The sequence below is a fragment of the Thalassomonas actiniarum genome (assembly GCF_000948975.2).
Classification (GTDB): domain Bacteria; phylum Pseudomonadota; class Gammaproteobacteria; order Enterobacterales; family Alteromonadaceae; genus Thalassomonas; species Thalassomonas actiniarum.
Map to the genome: position 1 here is coordinate 6,538,129 of NZ_CP059735.1, position 18,814 is coordinate 6,556,942.

Annotated in this window: 21 protein-coding genes; all 21 read right to left on the bottom strand. The window is 45.2% G+C overall.

Going from position 1 to position 18,814, the window contains the following annotated elements; all coding sequences use genetic code 11:
* Positions 1 to 31: 31 nt before the first annotated feature.
* The 21 genes from atpD to rpmH all read right to left on the bottom strand — a co-directional run bounded on the left by atpD (position 32) and on the right by rpmH (position 18,338).
* Entirely contained in the window at positions 32 to 1,417 is a 1,386-nt protein-coding gene (atpD, locus tag SG35_RS28480) for a F0F1 ATP synthase subunit beta (RefSeq protein WP_044833121.1), read from the bottom strand.
* A 92-nt stretch (positions 1,418 to 1,509) separates the two neighbouring features.
* A complete protein-coding gene (gene atpG / locus SG35_RS28485; RefSeq protein ID WP_044833122.1) occupies positions 1,510 to 2,370 on the bottom strand; it encodes a F0F1 ATP synthase subunit gamma in 861 nt (286 codons plus the stop codon).
* A gap of 36 nt (positions 2,371 to 2,406) precedes the next feature.
* Positions 2,407 to 3,948, bottom strand: coding sequence for a F0F1 ATP synthase subunit alpha (atpA, locus tag SG35_RS28490; protein ID WP_044833123.1), 1,542 nt, complete (start codon positions 3,946 to 3,948; stop codon positions 2,407 to 2,409).
* A gap of 13 nt (positions 3,949 to 3,961) precedes the next feature.
* A complete protein-coding gene (gene atpH, locus SG35_RS28495) occupies positions 3,962 to 4,495 on the bottom strand; it encodes a F0F1 ATP synthase subunit delta (protein ID WP_044833124.1) in 534 nt (177 codons plus the stop codon).
* Positions 4,496 to 4,508: 13 nt separating this feature from the next.
* The gene (atpF, locus tag SG35_RS28500) at positions 4,509 to 4,979 is read right to left on the bottom strand and encodes a F0F1 ATP synthase subunit B (protein ID WP_044833125.1); all 471 of its coding nucleotides are present in this window, start codon (positions 4,977 to 4,979) and stop codon (positions 4,509 to 4,511) included.
* 47 nt (positions 4,980 to 5,026) lie between these two features.
* Positions 5,027 to 5,245, bottom strand: a complete 219-nt coding sequence (gene atpE, locus SG35_RS28505) for a F0F1 ATP synthase subunit C (protein ID WP_044833126.1) — start codon at positions 5,243 to 5,245, stop codon at positions 5,027 to 5,029.
* An 85-nt stretch (positions 5,246 to 5,330) separates the two neighbouring features.
* Positions 5,331 to 6,116 (bottom strand): F0F1 ATP synthase subunit A, encoded by a 786-nt coding sequence (atpB, locus tag SG35_RS28510; RefSeq protein ID WP_044833127.1) that lies wholly within the window; start codon positions 6,114 to 6,116, stop codon positions 5,331 to 5,333.
* A gap of 31 nt (positions 6,117 to 6,147) precedes the next feature.
* A complete protein-coding gene (locus tag SG35_RS28515) occupies positions 6,148 to 6,540 on the bottom strand; it encodes an ATP synthase subunit I (protein WP_236702598.1) in 393 nt (130 codons plus the stop codon).
* Positions 6,541 to 6,731: 191 nt separating this feature from the next.
* Positions 6,732 to 7,628, bottom strand: coding sequence for a ParB/RepB/Spo0J family partition protein (locus tag SG35_RS28520; RefSeq protein WP_044833129.1), 897 nt, complete (start codon positions 7,626 to 7,628; stop codon positions 6,732 to 6,734).
* Positions 7,629 to 7,642: 14 nt separating this feature from the next.
* Positions 7,643 to 8,440 carry a ParA family protein gene (locus SG35_RS28525; protein ID WP_044833130.1) on the bottom strand — a complete coding sequence of 266 codons (798 nt, stop codon included), beginning with the start codon at positions 8,438 to 8,440 and terminating at the stop codon, positions 7,643 to 7,645.
* Positions 8,441 to 8,495: 55 nt separating this feature from the next.
* The gene (rsmG, locus tag SG35_RS28530; protein WP_044833131.1) at positions 8,496 to 9,125 is read right to left on the bottom strand and encodes a 16S rRNA (guanine(527)-N(7))-methyltransferase RsmG; all 630 of its coding nucleotides are present in this window, start codon (positions 9,123 to 9,125) and stop codon (positions 8,496 to 8,498) included.
* A 14-nt stretch (positions 9,126 to 9,139) separates the two neighbouring features.
* Positions 9,140 to 11,029: a tRNA uridine-5-carboxymethylaminomethyl(34) synthesis enzyme MnmG gene (gene mnmG, locus SG35_RS28535; protein WP_044833132.1), complete on the bottom strand. Its 1,890-nt coding sequence runs from the start codon at positions 11,027 to 11,029 to the stop codon at positions 9,140 to 9,142.
* 404 nt (positions 11,030 to 11,433) lie between these two features.
* Positions 11,434 to 11,877, bottom strand: a complete 444-nt coding sequence (gene mioC, locus SG35_RS28540; protein WP_044833133.1) for an FMN-binding protein MioC — start codon at positions 11,875 to 11,877, stop codon at positions 11,434 to 11,436.
* A 153-nt stretch (positions 11,878 to 12,030) separates the two neighbouring features.
* Complete coding sequence (locus SG35_RS28545) at positions 12,031 to 12,486, bottom strand: hypothetical protein (protein WP_044833134.1); 456 nt, start codon at positions 12,484 to 12,486, stop codon at positions 12,031 to 12,033.
* Between the two features lie 337 nt (positions 12,487 to 12,823).
* Entirely contained in the window at positions 12,824 to 13,036 is a 213-nt protein-coding gene (locus SG35_RS28550) for a hypothetical protein (protein WP_044833135.1), read from the bottom strand.
* A 289-nt stretch (positions 13,037 to 13,325) separates the two neighbouring features.
* Positions 13,326 to 14,711: a tRNA uridine-5-carboxymethylaminomethyl(34) synthesis GTPase MnmE gene (mnmE, locus tag SG35_RS28555; protein WP_044833136.1), complete on the bottom strand. Its 1,386-nt coding sequence runs from the start codon at positions 14,709 to 14,711 to the stop codon at positions 13,326 to 13,328.
* 367 nt (positions 14,712 to 15,078) lie between these two features.
* A complete protein-coding gene (locus SG35_RS28560; RefSeq protein WP_044833137.1) occupies positions 15,079 to 15,360 on the bottom strand; it encodes a hypothetical protein in 282 nt (93 codons plus the stop codon).
* A 555-nt stretch (positions 15,361 to 15,915) separates the two neighbouring features.
* A complete protein-coding gene (yidC, locus tag SG35_RS28565; RefSeq protein ID WP_044833138.1) occupies positions 15,916 to 17,583 on the bottom strand; it encodes a membrane protein insertase YidC in 1,668 nt (555 codons plus the stop codon).
* Between the two features lie 6 nt (positions 17,584 to 17,589).
* Positions 17,590 to 17,838, bottom strand: coding sequence for a membrane protein insertion efficiency factor YidD (yidD, locus tag SG35_RS28570; RefSeq protein WP_084692753.1), 249 nt, complete (start codon positions 17,836 to 17,838; stop codon positions 17,590 to 17,592).
* Entirely contained in the window at positions 17,805 to 18,161 is a 357-nt protein-coding gene (gene rnpA, locus SG35_RS28575) for a ribonuclease P protein component (RefSeq protein ID WP_044833139.1), read from the bottom strand. The genes yidD and rnpA overlap by 34 nt, the downstream gene beginning before the upstream one ends.
* 42 nt (positions 18,162 to 18,203) lie before the next feature.
* Positions 18,204 to 18,338 carry a 50S ribosomal protein L34 gene (gene rpmH, locus SG35_RS28580; RefSeq protein ID WP_011045771.1) on the bottom strand — a complete coding sequence of 45 codons (135 nt, stop codon included), beginning with the start codon at positions 18,336 to 18,338 and terminating at the stop codon, positions 18,204 to 18,206.
* Positions 18,339 to 18,814: the final 476 nt, after the last annotated feature.

An 18,814-nucleotide genomic window follows, 5' to 3' on the forward strand; every position in this document is an offset into this window, starting at 1 on the left:
GACCTCCTAACAGTGACTTTCTAAAGCCAAATTACATGTTTTTGGCTTTTTCAGCTGCTTCTTCAATAGAACCAACCATGTAGAAAGCTTGCTCAGGTAATTCGTCGTATTCACCGGCAAGGATACCTTTAAAGCCAGCAATAGTGTCTTTAAGCGATACGTACTTACCAGGAGAACCTGTGAATACTTCAGCAACGAAGAACGGCTGAGATAAGAAACGCTGGATCTTACGGGCACGAGATACGGTTTGCTTATCTTCTTCAGAAAGCTCGTCCATACCCAGGATAGCGATGATATCTTTAAGTTCTTTATAACGTTGTAATACTGACTGAACGCCGCGAGCCACTTCATAGTGCTCAGCACCAACCACTAACGGGTCAAGCTGGCGAGAAGTTGAATCTAACGGGTCGATCGCCGGGTAGATACCCAATTCAGCAATTGAACGTGAAAGTACAACGGTTGCATCCAAGTGAGCAAAGGTTGTTGCCGGGCTAGGGTCAGTCAAGTCATCCGCCGGTACGTATACCGCCTGGATTGAAGTGATTGAACCTTTGTTGGTTGAAGTAATACGTTCCTGAAGGATACCCATTTCTTCAGCCAGCGTAGGCTGGTAACCTACCGCAGATGGCATACGACCTAATAGTGCAGATACTTCGGTACCGGCAAGTGTGTAACGGTAGATGTTATCAACGAAGAATAATACATCGCGACCTTCGTCACGGAATTTTTCCGCCATTGTAAGACCGGTCATCGCAACACGTAAACGGTTACCCGGTGGCTCGTTCATCTGACCGTAAACTAACGATACTTTATCAAGTACGTTAGAGTCGTTCATTTCGTGGTAGAAATCGTTACCTTCACGAGTACGCTCACCAACACCGGCGAATACAGAGTAACCACTGTGTTCGATCGCGATGTTACGGATAAGCTCCATCATGTTAACGGTTTTACCAACACCGGCACCACCGAACAATCCAACTTTACCACCCTTAGCGAATGGACAAACCAAGTCGATTACTTTGATACCTGTTTCTAATAATTCGTTTGATACTGCTTGCTCAGCATAAGCTGGGGCTTCACGGTGAATAGACCATGTCTCTTTCTCACCGATTGGACCTGCTTCATCAATTGGCTCACCTAATACGTTCATGATGCGACCTAGGGTCTCTACACCAACTGGAACTTTAATAGATTCGCCTGTATTTACTACATTCAGACCACGACGCAAACCGTCAGATGAACCCATAGCAATTGCACGTACAACACCGCCACCAAGCTGCTGTTGTACTTCAAGTACTAAACCTGAAAGGTCACCTTCAGTTACATTTAATGCGTCATATACCTGAGGTACAGCATCTTGTGGAAATTCAACATCCACAACTGCGCCAATGATTTGGACGACTTTACCTGTACTCATGATTAATCCTCTAAACTGTTTTGTTTTTTCATTAACAAAAACTTTTGCCTATATGGATTTAGCTTGCCAGGCCCAAGGCCCGGCATCTAATCCTATACCGCTGCCGCACCGGCGACGATCTCACCCAGTTCCTGGGTAATGCCTGCCTGACGTGCTTTGTTGTATACCAGTTGTAAATCGTCGATCAAGTCGCCGGCGTTGTCGGTTGCGGCTTTCATCGCAATCATACGGGCGGCTTGTTCGCAGGCAAGGTTTTCAACCACGCCTTGGTATACCTGGGATTCAACGTAACGAACCAGCAACTGCTCAAGTAAAACCTTGGCATCGGGCTCGTACAGGTAATCCCAACGATGTTTTATTTCTTCATCGTCTGACTTCGGTAACGGTAAAAGTTGATCGATTGACGGCTTTTGCGTCATGGTGTTAACAAACTTGTTGTAAACAACAAACAGCTTGTCGATTTCACCATTGTCGTAGGCGTTTAACATCACCTTAACACTGCCGATAAGGTCAGTGATAGATGGTTCATCACCTAAACCGGAAACTTGTGCTGACACCTTAGCGCCCATGTTGTTGAAAAACGAGGTGGCTTTAGAGCCAACCACGGCAAATTCAACTTCGGCTTCTTGTTGCTGCCACTTGGCAGCATCTGCTAAGACTTTCTTAAACAAGTTAATGTTTAAGCCGCCACACAAACCACGGTCTGTTGACACGACGATATAGCCTACACGCTTGACTTCACGCTCTTCCAAATAAGGATGGCGATATTCTAAGTTACCAAGCGCGATATGACCGATCACGTTTCGTATATTTTCTGCATATGGACGAGAGGCAGCCATGCCGTCTTGCGCTTTGCGCATCTTACTGGCTGCAACCATTTCCATAGCATTGGTGATCTTCTGAGTGTTTTTAACACTCGCGATCTTAGATTTTATCTCTTTACCACCGGCCATGACTTTTCACTCCGAAACTTATCTTCAAAAAGATGCTTACCAGGTTTGCGTAGCCTTGAATGACTCAAGGGCTTTAGCAAGTCCAGCTTCGATATCTTTATCGTAGTTACCAGTTTCGTTGATCTTAGCCATCAGCTCAGCGTTTTCGTTGTTGACATAGGTATGCAACGCCGCTTCAAAATCATTGATTTTGTCAAGGGCAACGTCGTTTAAGAAACCTTTTTCAGCAGCGAATAAAGACACTGCGGTGTCAGCAACAGATAACGGGCTGTATTGCTTTTGCTTCATCAATTCAGTAACACGCTGACCATGCTCTAACTGGGCACGCGTCGCGTCATCAAGATCGGAAGCGAACTGGGCAAACGCCGCTAATTCACGGTATTGAGCAAGTGCTAAACGGATACCACCACCAAGTTTCTTGATGATTTTCGTTTGTGCAGCACCACCAACACGAGATACCGACAGACCCGCGTTAACAGCAGGACGGATACCCGAGTTGAATAAATCAGCTTCAAGGAAGATCTGACCATCGGTGATCGAAATTACGTTAGTCGGTACGAACGCAGATACGTCACCGGCTTGAGTTTCGATGATAGGCAGGGCGGTTAAAGAACCTGTCTTACCTTTTACTTCACCTTTAGTGAAACGCTCTACGTATTCTTCGTTTACACGAGCAGCACGTTCTAGCAGACGGCTGTGAAGGTAGAAAACGTCACCCGGGTAAGCTTCACGGCCCGGCGGACGACGAAGTAGCAATGAAATCTGACGGTAAGCAACAGCTTGCTTAGACAGATCATCATATACGATCAACGCATCTTCACCGCGGTCACGGAAGTATTCACCCATAGAACAACCTGAGTAAGGCGCTAAGTATTGCAGGGCAGCGGCTTCAGAAGCAGAAGCAACCACAACAATAGTGTTGGCCAGAGCACCGTGCTCTTCAAGGCTGCGTACTACGTTGGCTACGGTAGAAGCTTTCTGACCGATGGCTACGTAAACACATTTAATGCCTGTGTCTTTTTGATTGATGATGGCATCTAACGCAATGGCAGATTTACCGATTTGACGGTCACCAATGATCAATTCACGCTGACCGCGACCGATTGGGATCATGGAGTCGATAGACTTGATACCCGTTTGTACCGGCTGGTCAACAGATTTACGGTCGATAACACCTGGGGCTACGACTTCAACTGGAGAGAAACCATCGTTTTCGATGGGTCCTTTTCCGTCTACTGGCTCACCAAGAGTGTTAACTACGCGGCCTAATAAGCCACGACCTACAGGTACTTCCAAAATACGGCCAGTACCTTTAACTTTTACGCCTTCAGCCAGGTCAGCATATGGACCCATAACTACCGCACCGACCGAATCACGGTCAAGGTTTAACGCGATAGCGTAGCGGCTACCAGGAAGTTCGATCATTTCACCTTGCATTACATCGGCAAGGCCATGGATGCGAATGATACCGTCAGTTACAGAAACGATAGTACCTTCGTTGCGAGCTTCGCTGACAACGTCGAACTGTTCAATACGTTTTTTGATCAGTTCGGCGATTTCAGTGGAATTCAGTTGCATGCTCTGTTCCCCGTTAAGATTGCATCATTGTTGCTAAGCGGCCCAGTTTACCTCGTACTGAACCATCTATTACCATGTCGTCGGCTTTAATTACCAGACCGGACACGATAGTCGCATCAATGTTACAATTGAGCTTTACTTTTCGAGCCAAACGCTTTTCAAGCGCGGCGCTTAATGTAGTCATCTGTTCTGCCGATAATTCAACGGCAGACGTTACATCCACAGCGACGGTTTTCTCATATTCGGCTTTTAATTCGCCAAATTGAGCCGCGACCTGTGGTAGCACCAACAAACGTTTGTTTTCGGCCATCACTTTAATAAAGTTCTGTCCGTTGCTGTCGAGCTGGTCGTCACAAACTTTCAGGAACAGGTCCTGGGTTTGTTCAACCGACGCGCTTCCCGAAAGGAAACCCGTCATATCTTCGTTTTTAGAAACTTCGGCGGCAAATACCAGCATGGTTAGCCAGTTCTCTACCGCATTAGCTTCAACAGCATATTCAAACGCAGCTTTAGCATAGGGACGAGCGACAGTTGTCAATTCAGACATAGCTCTATACCCTCTATAGTTCAGCTACAAGTTTATCTAAAATGTCGCTGTGAGCAGCGGCATCAATTGAACGCTCGAGAATTTTCTCGGCACCGGCTACGGCAAGAACAGCGACTTGTTGACGCAATTCTTCTTTAGCCTGGTTACGCTCAGTTTCAATCTCGGCATGACCGGCAGCGAGAATTTTCGCTTTTTCGGCCTGTGCTTTAACCGTCGCTTCTTCAACAATTTGAGTTTCGCGTTTCTTAGCAGCTTCGATAATACCAGCAGCTTGAGATTTTGCGTCTTTCAGTTGAGCCGTGGCTTTTTCCTGAGCAAGCTCAAGATCTTTAGCAGCACGGTCGGAAGCGGCAAGGCCATCAGCAATAGTTTTCTGACGATCTTCGATGGCAGTCATAATCGGCGGCCATACGAACTTCATACAGAAAATTACGAATACGACAAATGCGATTAATTCACCGATAAGGGTCATATTAATGTTCATTTGTGTACCTCCTATTGATTATTCGTGTATTAAAAAAGACTTATTAATTAAGAAAGCACGAATAACATGTAAAGGCCGATAGCAACACCGATCATCGCGATAGCATCGATAAGACCCGCTACGATGAACATTTTAACTTGAAGTTGTGGTGCTAATTCAGGTTGACGAGCAGCAGACTCAAGGAACTTACCACCTAGTAAACCAAAACCAATCGCAGTACCTAAAGCACCAAGACCGATTAGTAACGCAACAGCGATATATAACATATTTATCTCCGATTATTTAAAGTTAAAGTTAAAAATTAAAAAAGTATTACGGGCTTGCTGACAAGATGTCAGCAAGCTCGATAATTTAGTGATCTTCGTGAGCCAAGCTTAAGTAAACGATAGTCAGCATCATGAAGATAAACGCCTGTAATGGGATAACCAACAAGTGGAAAGCAGCCCATAAGAAGTGCACTGGCAACTGGAACAAGCCAATTGTCGCAATCAGCAAGAAGATCAGCTCACCGGCATATAAGTTACCGAACAAACGTAACGCTAACGACAGCGGACGAGCCAACATGGTGACACTTTCAAGAATGAAGTTCACCGGGTATAACGACCAGTGGCCAAAAGGCTGGGTTGTTAATTCTTTGATGAAACCGCCAAGGCCTTTAACCTTGACCGAGTAGTAAATAACCAAAATGAACACACCAAGCGCCAGGGCGAAGGTCATGTTAGGATCGGTAGTCGGTACCGGCTTCATGTAGATGTCGGCCAGATCCATACCGGTCGCAAAACTGATAAGAGCAGGCAGTAAATCTACCGGCACCCAGTCCATGGCGTTCATCAGCATCACCCAGACGAAAATCGTTAATGCTAACGGCGCAATTAACGGGTTTTTACCGTGGAAAGTACTTTTCACACTGTCATCAACAAAACCAACGATCAGTTCAACCGCACATTGCAGTTTACCCGGTACGCCGGTGGTTGCTTTTTTAGCAACGGAGCGGAAAATGAAAAGAAAAAGCAGACCAAGAAACACCGACCAGCCCAACGTATCTAAGTGAACGGCCCAGAAGCCTTCACCAACCGTTAAATTGGCTAAATGGTGTTTAATATATTCTTGGCTGGTTAATTCAGCACCTGCAGACATATTATTATTCCCAATGATTAAAGTTTAAAAGTTAAATTTTCAAAAAAACCGGTGCCAGTAACGGCATCACCATTACCAGGCAAAATGTTCCAAAAAACGGTATTGGCAAAATGATCATAAATTTAAATGCCAGGGCGAATAACAACGCCGTCAATACCAGTTTTAACTTCACGCCGCTGTAAAATGATTCAACAACCAGTTTAGAGACGCTGGCTCCGGAGAACCTAAAGGCTTTCCAGGCGAATATAAAATTAGGGATTATCCCGATGGCACCGCCGGTTAAAGCGGATATCGCATAGGATAACCCCCAACAAAAATATGCTACTAACGCACAAGTTACGACCAGGAAAATGGAGATGCCTATTTGCTGATATGCCAGCCTACGTCCCGGTTTTACCAGATCATTTCTACCGGATGTGGTCACCGACAACTCCATACGAAAATATTCGTAAATCTCATGCTAAATTAAAGTAAAAATCACAACTTTAAAAAGTCAGCGCAAGTATACTGATTTAAGCTTTGATTGCAACTTAATCGGGCACAGCGGCCCGGATATTTTCGAATAAATGTTGGTCTACTGGTAATATTTACAAATAAGTCACAACAGAAGGGAAATTAAGAGAATTTTGCCACTATGCCGTCAAGTTCTTCAAGGTTGGTATAGGAGATGACCAGCTTGCCTTTGCCCTTGCGGTTATGGCTGATGGAAACCTGGGAGCCCAGCTTCTCAGAAAGGTTAGTTTCCAACGCTAAGGTATCGGGATCTTTGACTTTTTCTTCTTTTGGCTTTTCAGGTTCCTGAACCTTTTTCACTAACGCCTCGGTTTCCCGTACCGTCAGTTCTTTGGCAACCACAGTGCGCGCGGTGGTGGTTTGCAGGTCGTTTTCCAACGCCAACAGGGCGCGGGCATGGCCCATTTCGATATCGCCATGCTCAAGCAGGGTTTTGACTTCATCGTTGAGGTTATTCAAACGTAACAGGTTTGATACTGTGGTGCGGGATTTACCGACCGCGTCCGCCACTTCCTGGTGGGTCAGTTCAAATTCAGTCAATAGCCGCTCCAAGGCTATCGCCTCTTCCATGGCATTAAGATCTTCACGTTGGATATTTTCAATCAGGGCAATAGCGACGGCGGCTTCGTCCGGTACTTCTTTGACCAGGCAAGGCATCATATCGATACCGGCCAGCAGGGCAGCACGCCAGCGGCGTTCACCGGCGATGATTTCATATTGCGCTTCACCGCTGCCGGCTTCTTCGCTAAGGGCGCGCACCACGATCGGCTGAATAATGCCTTGTGAGCGGATAGAATTGGCCAGCTCTTCCAGGGCTTCCGGCGACATGTCTTTACGCGGCTGGTATTTGCCCGGCTGCAACTGCTCGATCGGCAGTTTTTGCAATTCGCTTTTTTCCAGGACCGTTTCCACCACCGGCTGCTCTGCCGGTTTAGGGGCTTCGTTGGTCAGTAATGCGTCAAGGCCGCGGCCTAAGCCTCTACGTTTTGATGGGCTCATATTGTTCCTAGAAATTAATTGGTTGCGTTAGCTACTTTTTTCGGGCTGGGCTCTTCACGGCGTAAAATCTCACCTGCCAGGGCTAAATAAGCCTTGGCGCCGGTTGATGATTTATCATAATACATCGCCGGGGCGCCGAAACTCGGCGCTTCTGCCAAACGGACATTTCTGGGGATCACAGTGCGGTAGACTTTATCACCAAAATGACGTTTGAGCTGTTCGGAAACATCATTGGCCAGCCGGTTACGGGGATCATACATGGTACGCAATATGCCTTCAATATGCAGATCGGCATTGATCACTGCCGCCAGCTTGCTGATGGTGTCCATCAGGGCGGTTAACCCTTCGAGGGCATAATACTCACATTGCATCGGCACCAACACGGAATCGGCGGCGGCCATGGCATTGACCGTCAACATATTCAGGGAAGGCGGGCAATCGATAATAATATAATCATATTCATCTTTGACCGGCGCCAGGGCATTGCGTAATCTCAGCTCCCGGGCGAACACTTCCATCAGTTTGATTTCGGCGGCGGTGACATCGGCATTGGCCGCCAATAAGTCATAAACCCCGGAAGTATCTTTTACCACTACCTCGGCAAAAGGTTTTTCTTCCACCAGGAGTTCGTAACAGCTGGCATGCACTTCGTATTTGTCGATGCCGCTGCCCATAGTGGCGTTGCCCTGAGGATCCAGGTCGATCAACAATACCTTACGTTTCGTCGCTGCCAGCGATGCAGCCAAGTTGACTGAAGTGGTGGTTTTACCCACACCACCTTTTTGGTTAGCTACTGCGATTATTTTTCCCACAAGATCCTCTAGCGCTTTAGTTATTTATTGGTTTTATGAATAAAAGAATAAAGCTTTATGATATTTTCTTTAATTCTATTAAATGACGCTCACCCACTAAATGCGGCACCTCGATTTCCGAGCCGGTCACCAGTTTGATATTGTCAGGCAAAGCAGCAATTTCTTCTAGCGGATATTGCCCTTTTAAGGCAAAAAATCGTCCGGTATCAACCGCAATTAAATGCTGACACCAGCTAACCATATCATTTAATGAGGAAAATGCGCGACTTAAAACGCCATCAAAAGGAATTTCCGGGTGATATTCTTCAACCCGGCTCAATACCGGCTTGACGTTGGTTAATTTTAACTGAAAAACCACCTGGCGCAAAAAGGTAATTCTTTTGCCTAAGCTGTCTAACAGCACAAAACTGTATTCGGGGTAGAGGATCGCCAGCGGGATCCCGGGTAAACCCGGTCCGGTGCCGACATCGATAAAAGATTTACCGTGCAGCTGCGGCCCCACCATCAGGCTGTCGAGAATATGCTTCACCAGCATTTCTTCGGGATCCCGTACTGAGGTCAGGTTATAGGCTTTGTTCCATTTAACCAACAAGTCGACATATTGGATCAATAGGTCGACTTGCTGCTCAGATATTTCCAGAGGTGTTTCACTTATCAGTGAGACCAGTTTTGCTTTTAATGTCATTAGTGTTATCAGAGTTAGGCGCTTTTACGTAATAAGCCGTGTTTTTTCAGATAAACCAATAATAACGAAATTGCCGCCGGAGTAATACCAGAAATACGCGAAGCCTTACCAATAGTTTCCGGACGGGCGTCGGATAACTTGGCAACCACCTCATTGGAGAGGCCGGAAATCTGGCTGTAATCGAAGTCGGCAGGGATCGCCGTGTCTTCGTGGCGTTTCTTTTTCGCGATTTCATCAATTTGACGTTCGATATAACCGGCATACTTGGTTTGAATTTCCAGTTGCTCGGCAGCCTGATCATCTTTAATGGCCGGACCAAAGGCTTCAATCTTCATGAGATCGTCGTAACGTACTTCAGGACGGCGTAACAGATCTTCCAGGTTGGTATCCCGGCTGACCGGATTTTTCAACAAAGGATTGAGATCTTCAACAGCGCTATGATCCTTTTGCACCCAGATAGATTTTAACCGTTGACGCTCTAATTCAATCTGTTCCATTTTTTCATTAAAACGCTGCCAGCGGGCATCACAGACCAGGCCGACCTTGCGGCCTTGCTCCGTTAAACGGATATCGGCATTGTCTTCACGTAACAATAAGCGGTATTCCGCGCGAGACGTAAACATACGGTAAGGTTCTTTGGTTCCCAGGGTAGAAAGATCGTCGATCAATACTCCCATATAAGCCTGATCACGCCCAAGAATGAAAGGATCCAGTTCTTTCACACGGCAGGCAGCATTAGTTGCCGCCAGCAAGCCCTGGGCACCGGCTTCTTCATAACCTGTGGTACCGTTGATTTGACCGGCAAAATACAGGTTATGGATAAATTTGCTTTCCAGGGTCTGTTTCAGATCCCGTGGATCAAAGTAATCGTATTCGATCGCGTAACCCGGACGGGTAATATGGGCATTCTCAAAACCTTTGATCGAGCGTACCAGGTTCATTTGTACGTCAAACGGCAAGCTGGTTGAAATACCGTTCGGGTAGATTTCGTGTGTGGTTAATCCTTCCGGCTCAACAAAGATCTGATGTGAGTCTTTATCGGCAAAGCGGGTGATCTTATCTTCAATAGAAGGACAATATCTTGGCCCAACCCCTTCAATCACCCCGGTATACATGGGCGAACGATCCATGCCCTGGCGAATAAAGTCATGGGTTTTTTCATTGGTATGGGTGATATAACAAGAGATCTGCTCTGGATGATCCTCATGCGATCCCATAAATGAAAATACCGGTCTGGGGGTATCACCCGGCTGCTCTTCCATGACAGAAAAGTCCAGGGTGCGGGCATCCAGTCTTGGCGGGGTACCGGTTTTCAGGCGATCCATTCTAAACGGCATATCACGCAGGCTGGAGGCTAAATTAACGCTGGCAGGATCACCGGCGCGACCGCCCTGGTAATTATTTAAACCAATGTGAATTTGTCCGGCCAGGAAGGTGCCCACGGTTAACACCACGGTTTTGCCTTTAAATTTCAGGCCCATTTGTGTGGAAACACCGATCACTTGATCGTTTTCCAGGATCAGATCGTCACAGGGCTGTTGGAAAATAGTCAGATTTTCCTGATTTTCCAGGGTTTGTCTGACAAAAGCGCGATAGAGGGCGCGATCTGCCTGAGCCCTTGTGGCACGTACTGCCGGGCCTTTACTGGCATTTAAAGTTCTGAACTGTATCGCAGAGTGATCGATCGCTGTTGCCATCAGGCCGCCTAACGCATCGATCTCTTTCACCAAATGACCCTTGCCGATCCCGCCGATCGCAGGGTTACAGGACATTTGTCCCAAGGTGTCAATATTGTGAGTTAATAACAAGGTTTTACAACCCATACGCGCTGCAGCCAGTGATGCTTCTGTACCCGCATGACCGCCACCAACAACGATTACGTCATAAGACTCTTGATACCACATAAATTTACAACCTTAGGTCAGTGAAAAAATTAAGGCGCGTATTTTACCGTTTTTTCACCAGAAGTGAAACGATCAAACGAGGAAAAAGATCTCATCTCGATCGTTTATTAATAAAGAAGATCTATATAAAGATCTTATTATTATTTAATATTAGGATCCTCCTTTTCTGTGTATAAGTGATATTTTCTCAATAAGATCATATTGGTAACGGAGATCGGATCCTGTGATCAACTTTGGATCAAAGCCCGTATAAACTATGATCAAAAGGCTTGTTTATCCACAGGGGATCAAATTTTTTTTTATGCTCACTGAATAATAATAGAAAATTAATATCTTTTCCTCAAAGTTATTCACAATACCTTGTTTTCATCTTTGGTTTTGTGAATAACTTTTGGATAAGCCTTTTATAAAAGATCTGAATTTTCCTCGATCCACTGCTGAGCAAGATCTTCCGGATCTATATCCTGGCTCATATCTAAGGTTTTAACGGTTTTCATACAAGTGCAACCCTTTGATATAAGTAGTTTTTCAATGTTCTTTGCCGCCTGGCAGAAAGTATCATAACTGCTGTCGCCGACGCCGATCGTTAGAAACTTGATCGTGGATAGATCTTCGCTAGTGGATCTTAGATCTGAGGCGAATTGATCTATGTTATCCGGATAGTCGCCGGCGCCATGAGTTGACGTGCAAATGAGCCAGATTTGATTTTCTTTTGTTATTTGGGAAAAATCCGGCTGTAAATGCAGCTGAGTTTGATGGCCGAGCGCCTGTAAACTTTGCTCGCATGCTTCGGCGACATATTCGGTTCCCCCCAACATGCTACCCACGATAATTTGAAATGAAGACATATAACCTCGAATAATTGGCTGTTTAAATCTAAAAACTTGAGGCTAATCTTACTAGGTTTTGCTTGTTGAACTGAGCTTATTTACAGGAATTTTTGCTCGTTTTTATTTAGATCAAAGTTCGAAGAGAGTGAAATATGCAGGTTTACAGAGCATTTATTTTTTGCGTATGCTGTAGGGTTCATAGGGCAAGAGTGAACTTATTAATTCAACGGGAATTTTAGTAGTAACCTGCCACTGGGGAAATCCTTTGCCTGGCGGCCAAAAATCTCTTTCTTTAAATTCCTGCTCTGTTATTTTTTGCCATTCAAATACGCTGCCACCAGGAAAGCTAGTACTTAACCTGCTTTCGAACTCTTCTAATTTTGGCAAACGCATCAACCGATAAATTTTGGCGCCCGTGATCAACATTTTTGGTTTAAGCCCCAGATCCCGTTCAATTTGCAGTGGCGTTAAACCGTCAATAAACTTTTCCTGGGTGACATAACCAAGATTGTTTGTTATTGCACTTAATGGGGCTACAACTTTGATAAGCCTGTTTTTACCCGTCAACTTCCAGGTTTTCATTGAGTTATATTTTACATTTTCATAAAAACTTACTGTTAAAGCCATTTGTGGTTTTCCTGTCACCGATATAAATCCACGAGCTATCTTTCTGCTAGTTGAATATAGACATATGGTGGTTGAATGCCACTTTATTACTTGGTTAATCACATCAGGGATGTGATTTTTACTGTAGCGCTTCAGAGAAATATTCACTAATGCGGGGACCAGGCTAACATGCCGTGCTTATTTGTGATGTTTTGCTGTTAAAGGCAGGTAAATATAACAGTAAAAATATTTGCCACACCTTAATTAAGGTGTTGGTGTGGCCGGATGCCTGCCGGCTTCTTTATTGAAAATACCTTGATAGTGTTCAGAGAAAAGTAACTAATAGCAGGCGAGTGATTTATTCCTGTTGGGCCTTCCAGCGGCTAAGGCGTCGGCTTAAGGTTGATTGAGTTATAGAAATATCTTTATAGACTTCTAACCAGATCACCACCTCTTGCTGACTTGCACCATGTTGGCTGACTAACTCTAGAATATCGTTTTTAAAATCATCCAGCGGATGTTTTTTTAGTTCAGCGCGTACCGCCGCCAGCTCTTGCTTCAAGTCAGTCATTTAGTATAAATCTCTATTCTTTAATCTTGATTATATGAGTAAAAAACAGATTTTATCTTAATGCAAGTTTCAATGCATAAGTTATTCTGAAGTTAATTCATTTTTTATGATAAATGTTATGATTTTAATTATGCATATCTTTATGCATTAAATTATGATTTTTTTGATGAGGATTGTTAGTCATTATGACTATGACAGCTGCATTACCGGGCTGCTGAAACTAGGGGTAGCCGCCTGATACATCGGCTACCTGAGTTAATATAACTGATAGGACTGTTTAAGCAAGTGATTATTTGCCGATACAAAAAGAAGAAAATATTCTGCCAAGCAGATCATCACTGGTAAACTCTCCGGTGATTTGATCTAATTCCTGCTGACACAGACGTAATTCTTCAGCGAGGATCTCGCCGGCAACATAAGATTCCAGTTGATCCAAGCCGGTGATCAAATGTTGATGGGCATTTTCCAGTGCCGTTATATGGCGTCTTCTGGCAATAAAGCCACCTTCGGTATTGCCCTGGTAGCCCATGATGTCTTTCAGGTGCTGTTTAAGCTCACCGATGCCCTGACCGGTTTTTGCCGACAGGGTTACGATCTGGTGATCATTAATGTCTGTGTATCCGGTTTGTGCTTCGCTGATATCGGCCTTGTTACGGATAATGGTTAAGCCGATATTTTCCGGTAGTTTTTCAAAAAACTCCGGCCACAGCACTTTAGGATCCAAAGAATGTTCATGGCTGGAGTCCACCATAAGCAATACCCGATCTGCCTGGCTGATTTCCTGCCAGGCCCTTTCTATGCCTATTTGCTCAACCCGGTCCGAGCTTTCCCTTAAGCCTGCGGTATCTATGATATGCAGCGGCATACCATCGATATGTATCTGTTCCGACAGTACATCCCGTGTGGTGCCTTCGATATCGGTCACTATCGCGCTTTCCTTGCCGCTCAGGGCATTGAGCAGGCTGGATTTACCGGCATTGGGGCGTCCGGCAATGACCACCCGCATACCTTCGCGGATCAAGCTGCCTTGTTGGGCCTGCTGACGTACATTGGTAACTTCGTCGATGATATCTTTGAGATCGTTAACGATCTTTTCATCGGCAAGGAAGTTGATTTCTTCTTCCGGGAAGTCGATGGCGGCTTCGACATACATGCGCAGATGAATGACGTTTTCCACCATCTGGTGAATGAGCTTGGAAAAGTCTCCCTGCAATGAATTTATTGCACAACGGGCGGCCTGCTCTGAGCTGGAGTTGATTAAATCGGCAATGGCCTCTGCCTGGGTTAGATCTAACTTGTCGTTTAAGAAGGCTTGTTCACTGAATTCTCCCGGCTTGGCGATCCTGATCTTACCCTGGGCGAGAATTTCCTTGAGCAGCATATCCAGGATCACCGGACCACCATGGCCGTGCAGTTCAAGTACGTCTTCACCGGTAAAGGAGTTCGGGCCTTTAAAGTAAAGGGCAATACCCTGATCCAGGGCCTGTTTATTAGCATCCAGAAACGGCAGGTATTCGGCTTTACGCACTTCGGGTACCTTACCTAAAATCGCCATAGCGACATTTTTCGCTTCTGGGCCTGAAACCCGAATGATACCCACGCCTCCCCGGCCGGGCGCCGTTGCTTGTGCGGCTATGGTTTCCTGATAATTAGTGGTGATATTTTGCGTGGTCATATATGGGTTTCCTGAGAGCTAGTGGCAAGGCTTTGCGTGATCATATATGGGTTCCCTGATAACTGGTGGAGAGGCTTTGCGTGGTCATATAAGGTTCCAAGATAAATAATGCTTAAATCGCCGCTATTATAAACGCTTAACCTGTGGCTGGGTATTTATACTGCGAAAATTATAACCGGATGGCTGATAAATTTGATTTTAGGGGTAAATCAACTGCAGGCAGGTTTGTTTCCAATGTATATCCAAGATTACAGGCTGGGCTCCAGTTAATACCGGGCGGGTTACTGACATAGCTGAAACTATTATGGCCATTAACTCGCCCGGCTTTTGCTCCGTTTAAGCCTTAGTCAATTTTACCTCGTTAACATTACTTCCTACGGCTAATCACTCTCCAGGATTCTTGCATCTCGTCTATTTTCTTCCGGTAGCCGATAACCTGATATTTGAGCCAAAAACACAGGTGCCTGATACCTTCACTGGTGTGTTCCGTGATACATTCTGGCTCGCGGGTAATCGCTGCGAATGCATCGAACAGGAAGGCGCATTCTTCACTGAATTTGCTAAAGTCTTCACGCAGGTTGGCAAAATCGTCCGACAGCTGTTCCCTTTTGACTGCATCCTCCGTCAGGGGTAACTTTGATTCAGACATGGCAGCTTCCTCCCTTGCGACTTAACGGCGTATAGTTGCTGGCATAAGCTGCTGGTGGAAACCTGGTTATGGGGGCTGGTATATTTTCTGTTAAACTTTCTGTTAGGTAAGCTTTAACCGAGTGAAACTCTGGCATATCATTAGATTTAGCCATGATGGATACTCCCAGTATCTGTTGTGGTTAGCTGTCTCTGAGTGTTGGTCCACTTAGGGGCAGCGCTTGGTTTATCTGCTGGTTCTCTTCTTTAAACACCTCCGCTGACGGGGAATTCACCTGTTAGTGATAGTACAAAACACCGGAAAAATCAGGCTGGGTTGGCATTTAATGTTTATGTCAATTACCCGCACTGTATTGATAACAGTACGGAAACATCAACCACATGAAATATAAGGATAAAAATAGGGGGTGATGACTTGTTACAGGCAGCAACAGTCAGGCAAACATAGTCGTATTGAGTATATGTCTGGAGCAGTTATGCTGAAAAATATCCATGCATAAAAAAAGGCGACCTGAGCCGCCTTAGTTTTTAGCTTAGTTATCAATTAATACAGCTATTAACTGTTTGCTTTTGCCTTTTCCAGGTTATTGAAGATGATCTTCATTTGCACGATGGAAATAACATTACTTACCAGCCAGTAAAGTACCAGGCCGGAAGGGAACCAGAAAAAGAATACGGTAAATACTACCGGCATATACTGCATCATTTTCTGCTGCATTGGATCCTGAATGGTCATCGGTTGCATTTTTTGCATGATAAACATACTGATCCCCATCAGGATTGGCAGCACGTAATAAGGATCTAAAGCTGACAGATCTTGAATCCACAGCATAAACGGCGCATGTCTTAATTCAATACTTTCTAAAAATACCCAGTAAAGTGCCAGGAAGATCGGCATTTGGATCAGCAGGGGTAAACAACCACCGGCCGGATTGACTTTTTCCTTACGGTATAACTCCATCATGGCCTGGGACATTTTTTGTCTGTCGTTGCCGAAACGTTCTTTTAACGAGGTCAGTTTCGGTTGCAGTTCACGCATTTTCGCCATCGAGGTGTATTGCGCTTTGGTCAGGGGATACATACCGCCTTTTACGATTAAGGTGATGATAATGATGGCGATACCCCAGTTGCCGACGCCGCCGAAGTTAAAGCTCAGACCCAGGGCTTCAAAGTCACCCGACTGGATAGTGGTCAGTAACCAGTAAAGCGGCTGGCTGATCATAAACAGGAAGCCGTAGTCTATGGTCAGATCCAGGTTTTCAGCGATCTTCTCCAGTACCCGTTGATCTTTAGGGCCGACATAGAAGGTGGCTGAGGTGCTTGCCTGGCTATTGGCGGCAATCGTGATCGCCGGTGCTTTAAAGCCGATCACGGCATCGCGGTTGCTGGAAAAGCTGGTATAAAGCTGGTTGTTATCCTCGGCGCCAGGCACCCAGGAGGAAACAAAGTAATGCTGCAGCATGGCAACCCAGCCGCCTTGGGTCGCTGTATTCAGGTTTTGATCTTCGATGTCGTCGAAGTCATATTTTTCATAGCGCTCTTCAGAAGTAGAGTAGGCTGCACCGCGGTAGGTAGGGATTAAAGCACTTGAGCCTTCGCCGTTGGCATTTTGTTTTAACTGGGCGTATAGCTGCACGCTGGCATTGGCGCTGCTGTTGTTGTTGATAATGTAGTCAACTTTGACGCTGTAATCATTTTTGTTAAAGGTAAAGCGTTTTGTGACCGCCAGGGCTTCGCTGCCGGCATAATTGAGATCGATCACCAGTTGCTCCTGATCGTCCAGGCGATAATCTGTAGTTGCCGTTTGATAAATAGGACGGCCGGGGATGATGCGGTCCAGGCCGTTGGCGCCGGTTAAACCGCTTTGGGCGATATATTTCTGAGGACCGTTTTGCATGATGGTAAAAGGAATACCATTGCCTTGCTCGGTTTCATACTTTAATAATTTTACTTCAACAATGTCGCCGCCGCGGGTATCGATTTTCATTTCAAATACATCGGTAGTGACAGTGATCAGCCGGGCAGTGGCCGGGGCTGCCTGAACTTGCGGCGCACCGCTGTCGGATGGCGGCACAAAGTCCTGTGTAGCTCCCTGAGATTCTTCAAAAGCCTGGCTTATTGCCGGTTCACTGGGGGCGGGCGCATTGTCCTGTTGCCATTGGGTAAACAGCAAATAAGTAACAACGAGCAATGCAATAAACAACAAATTGCGTTGGGATTCCATAATGTGTTATTTCTCTTTTTTTGAAGTTGGCACGGGATCATCACCCCCTGCGTTAAGTGGATGGCATTTTAATATACGTTTGCCTGCTAACCAACCGCCTTTTATCACACCAAAAGCATTTATTGCTTCAATGGCATAAGTGGAGCAGGTGGGATTAAATCGGCAATTCTGGCCCAGCAGGGGGCTAAGCAGACGTTGGTAAGCTTTTATCAGGCCTATGGCTAGCGTTTTTGGCGCTGAATTATTTTTCGCCATATTTTTTCTAATTGGTGGTTTATTTCGCTGTTATCCAGCTTATCTATACCTGACTTCACCATTACCACGATATCGATACCGGGTAAATCATGCTGCTTGAGACGGAAACTTTCCCGTACCAGGCGTTTAATTCGGTTACGTTGTACCGCCAGTTTGACGCGCTTTTTAGCCACGGCTAAACCTAACCGGTTGCGGTCAGTATTATTTGCGGTAATTAGAATGGTAAAGTGACTAGAACCATAACGGGATGGTTTAGAAAAAACGGATTGGAATTGACCGGGAGTCAGTAAACGAGACTCCCGGTTAAACTCATAAGTAACCATGTTGGCTACCCTATCTCTTTATTTTATTAAAAAGCAAAGAGATTAAGCGCTAAGTCTTGCGCGGCCTTTAGCACGACGACGAGCAATTACGGCACGGCCGTTCTTAGTTGCCATACGAGCACGGAAGCCGTGGTTGCGCTTACGCTTTAATACACTAGGTTGAAATGTTCTTTTCATTACGCTAATCCAGTCGGTTGTTGTTGCCCTGGCAAAACAGCCGTTTCGAGCACACAGGGTTTAAAAAAGGAGCGAATTTTAAATAGTAGCGGCGCTTTTGTCAATGTTTTAGTGTAATCTAATTTGTAAGGATCGTCTGAGGATCTTAGGGCGGTTTGAGGCGATCGTTCAAGATCGTTTTAAAATATCCACAGTTTTATAACAATAAGGCTTGTTTTTTTAAAAAAAAGGCGTTTTTTTTATCCTTAATAGCGAAAAAATATAGTAATTTTGTTTTAGTGCTTATTTACTCTATTCAATTCTACCCCTTTAAAATCAAACGATTAATATATTAATCGTTAAAAAGTGATGTTTATTTAAAAGTCAATCTTGAACTTGTGGATAACTATGGTGATAATAGCGTGAAATTATTACGACTTTTCTTTGCTCATCTGTCTCTTTTTATAGTGGTACTGCTTCGGTCATCAGTGAAGTAG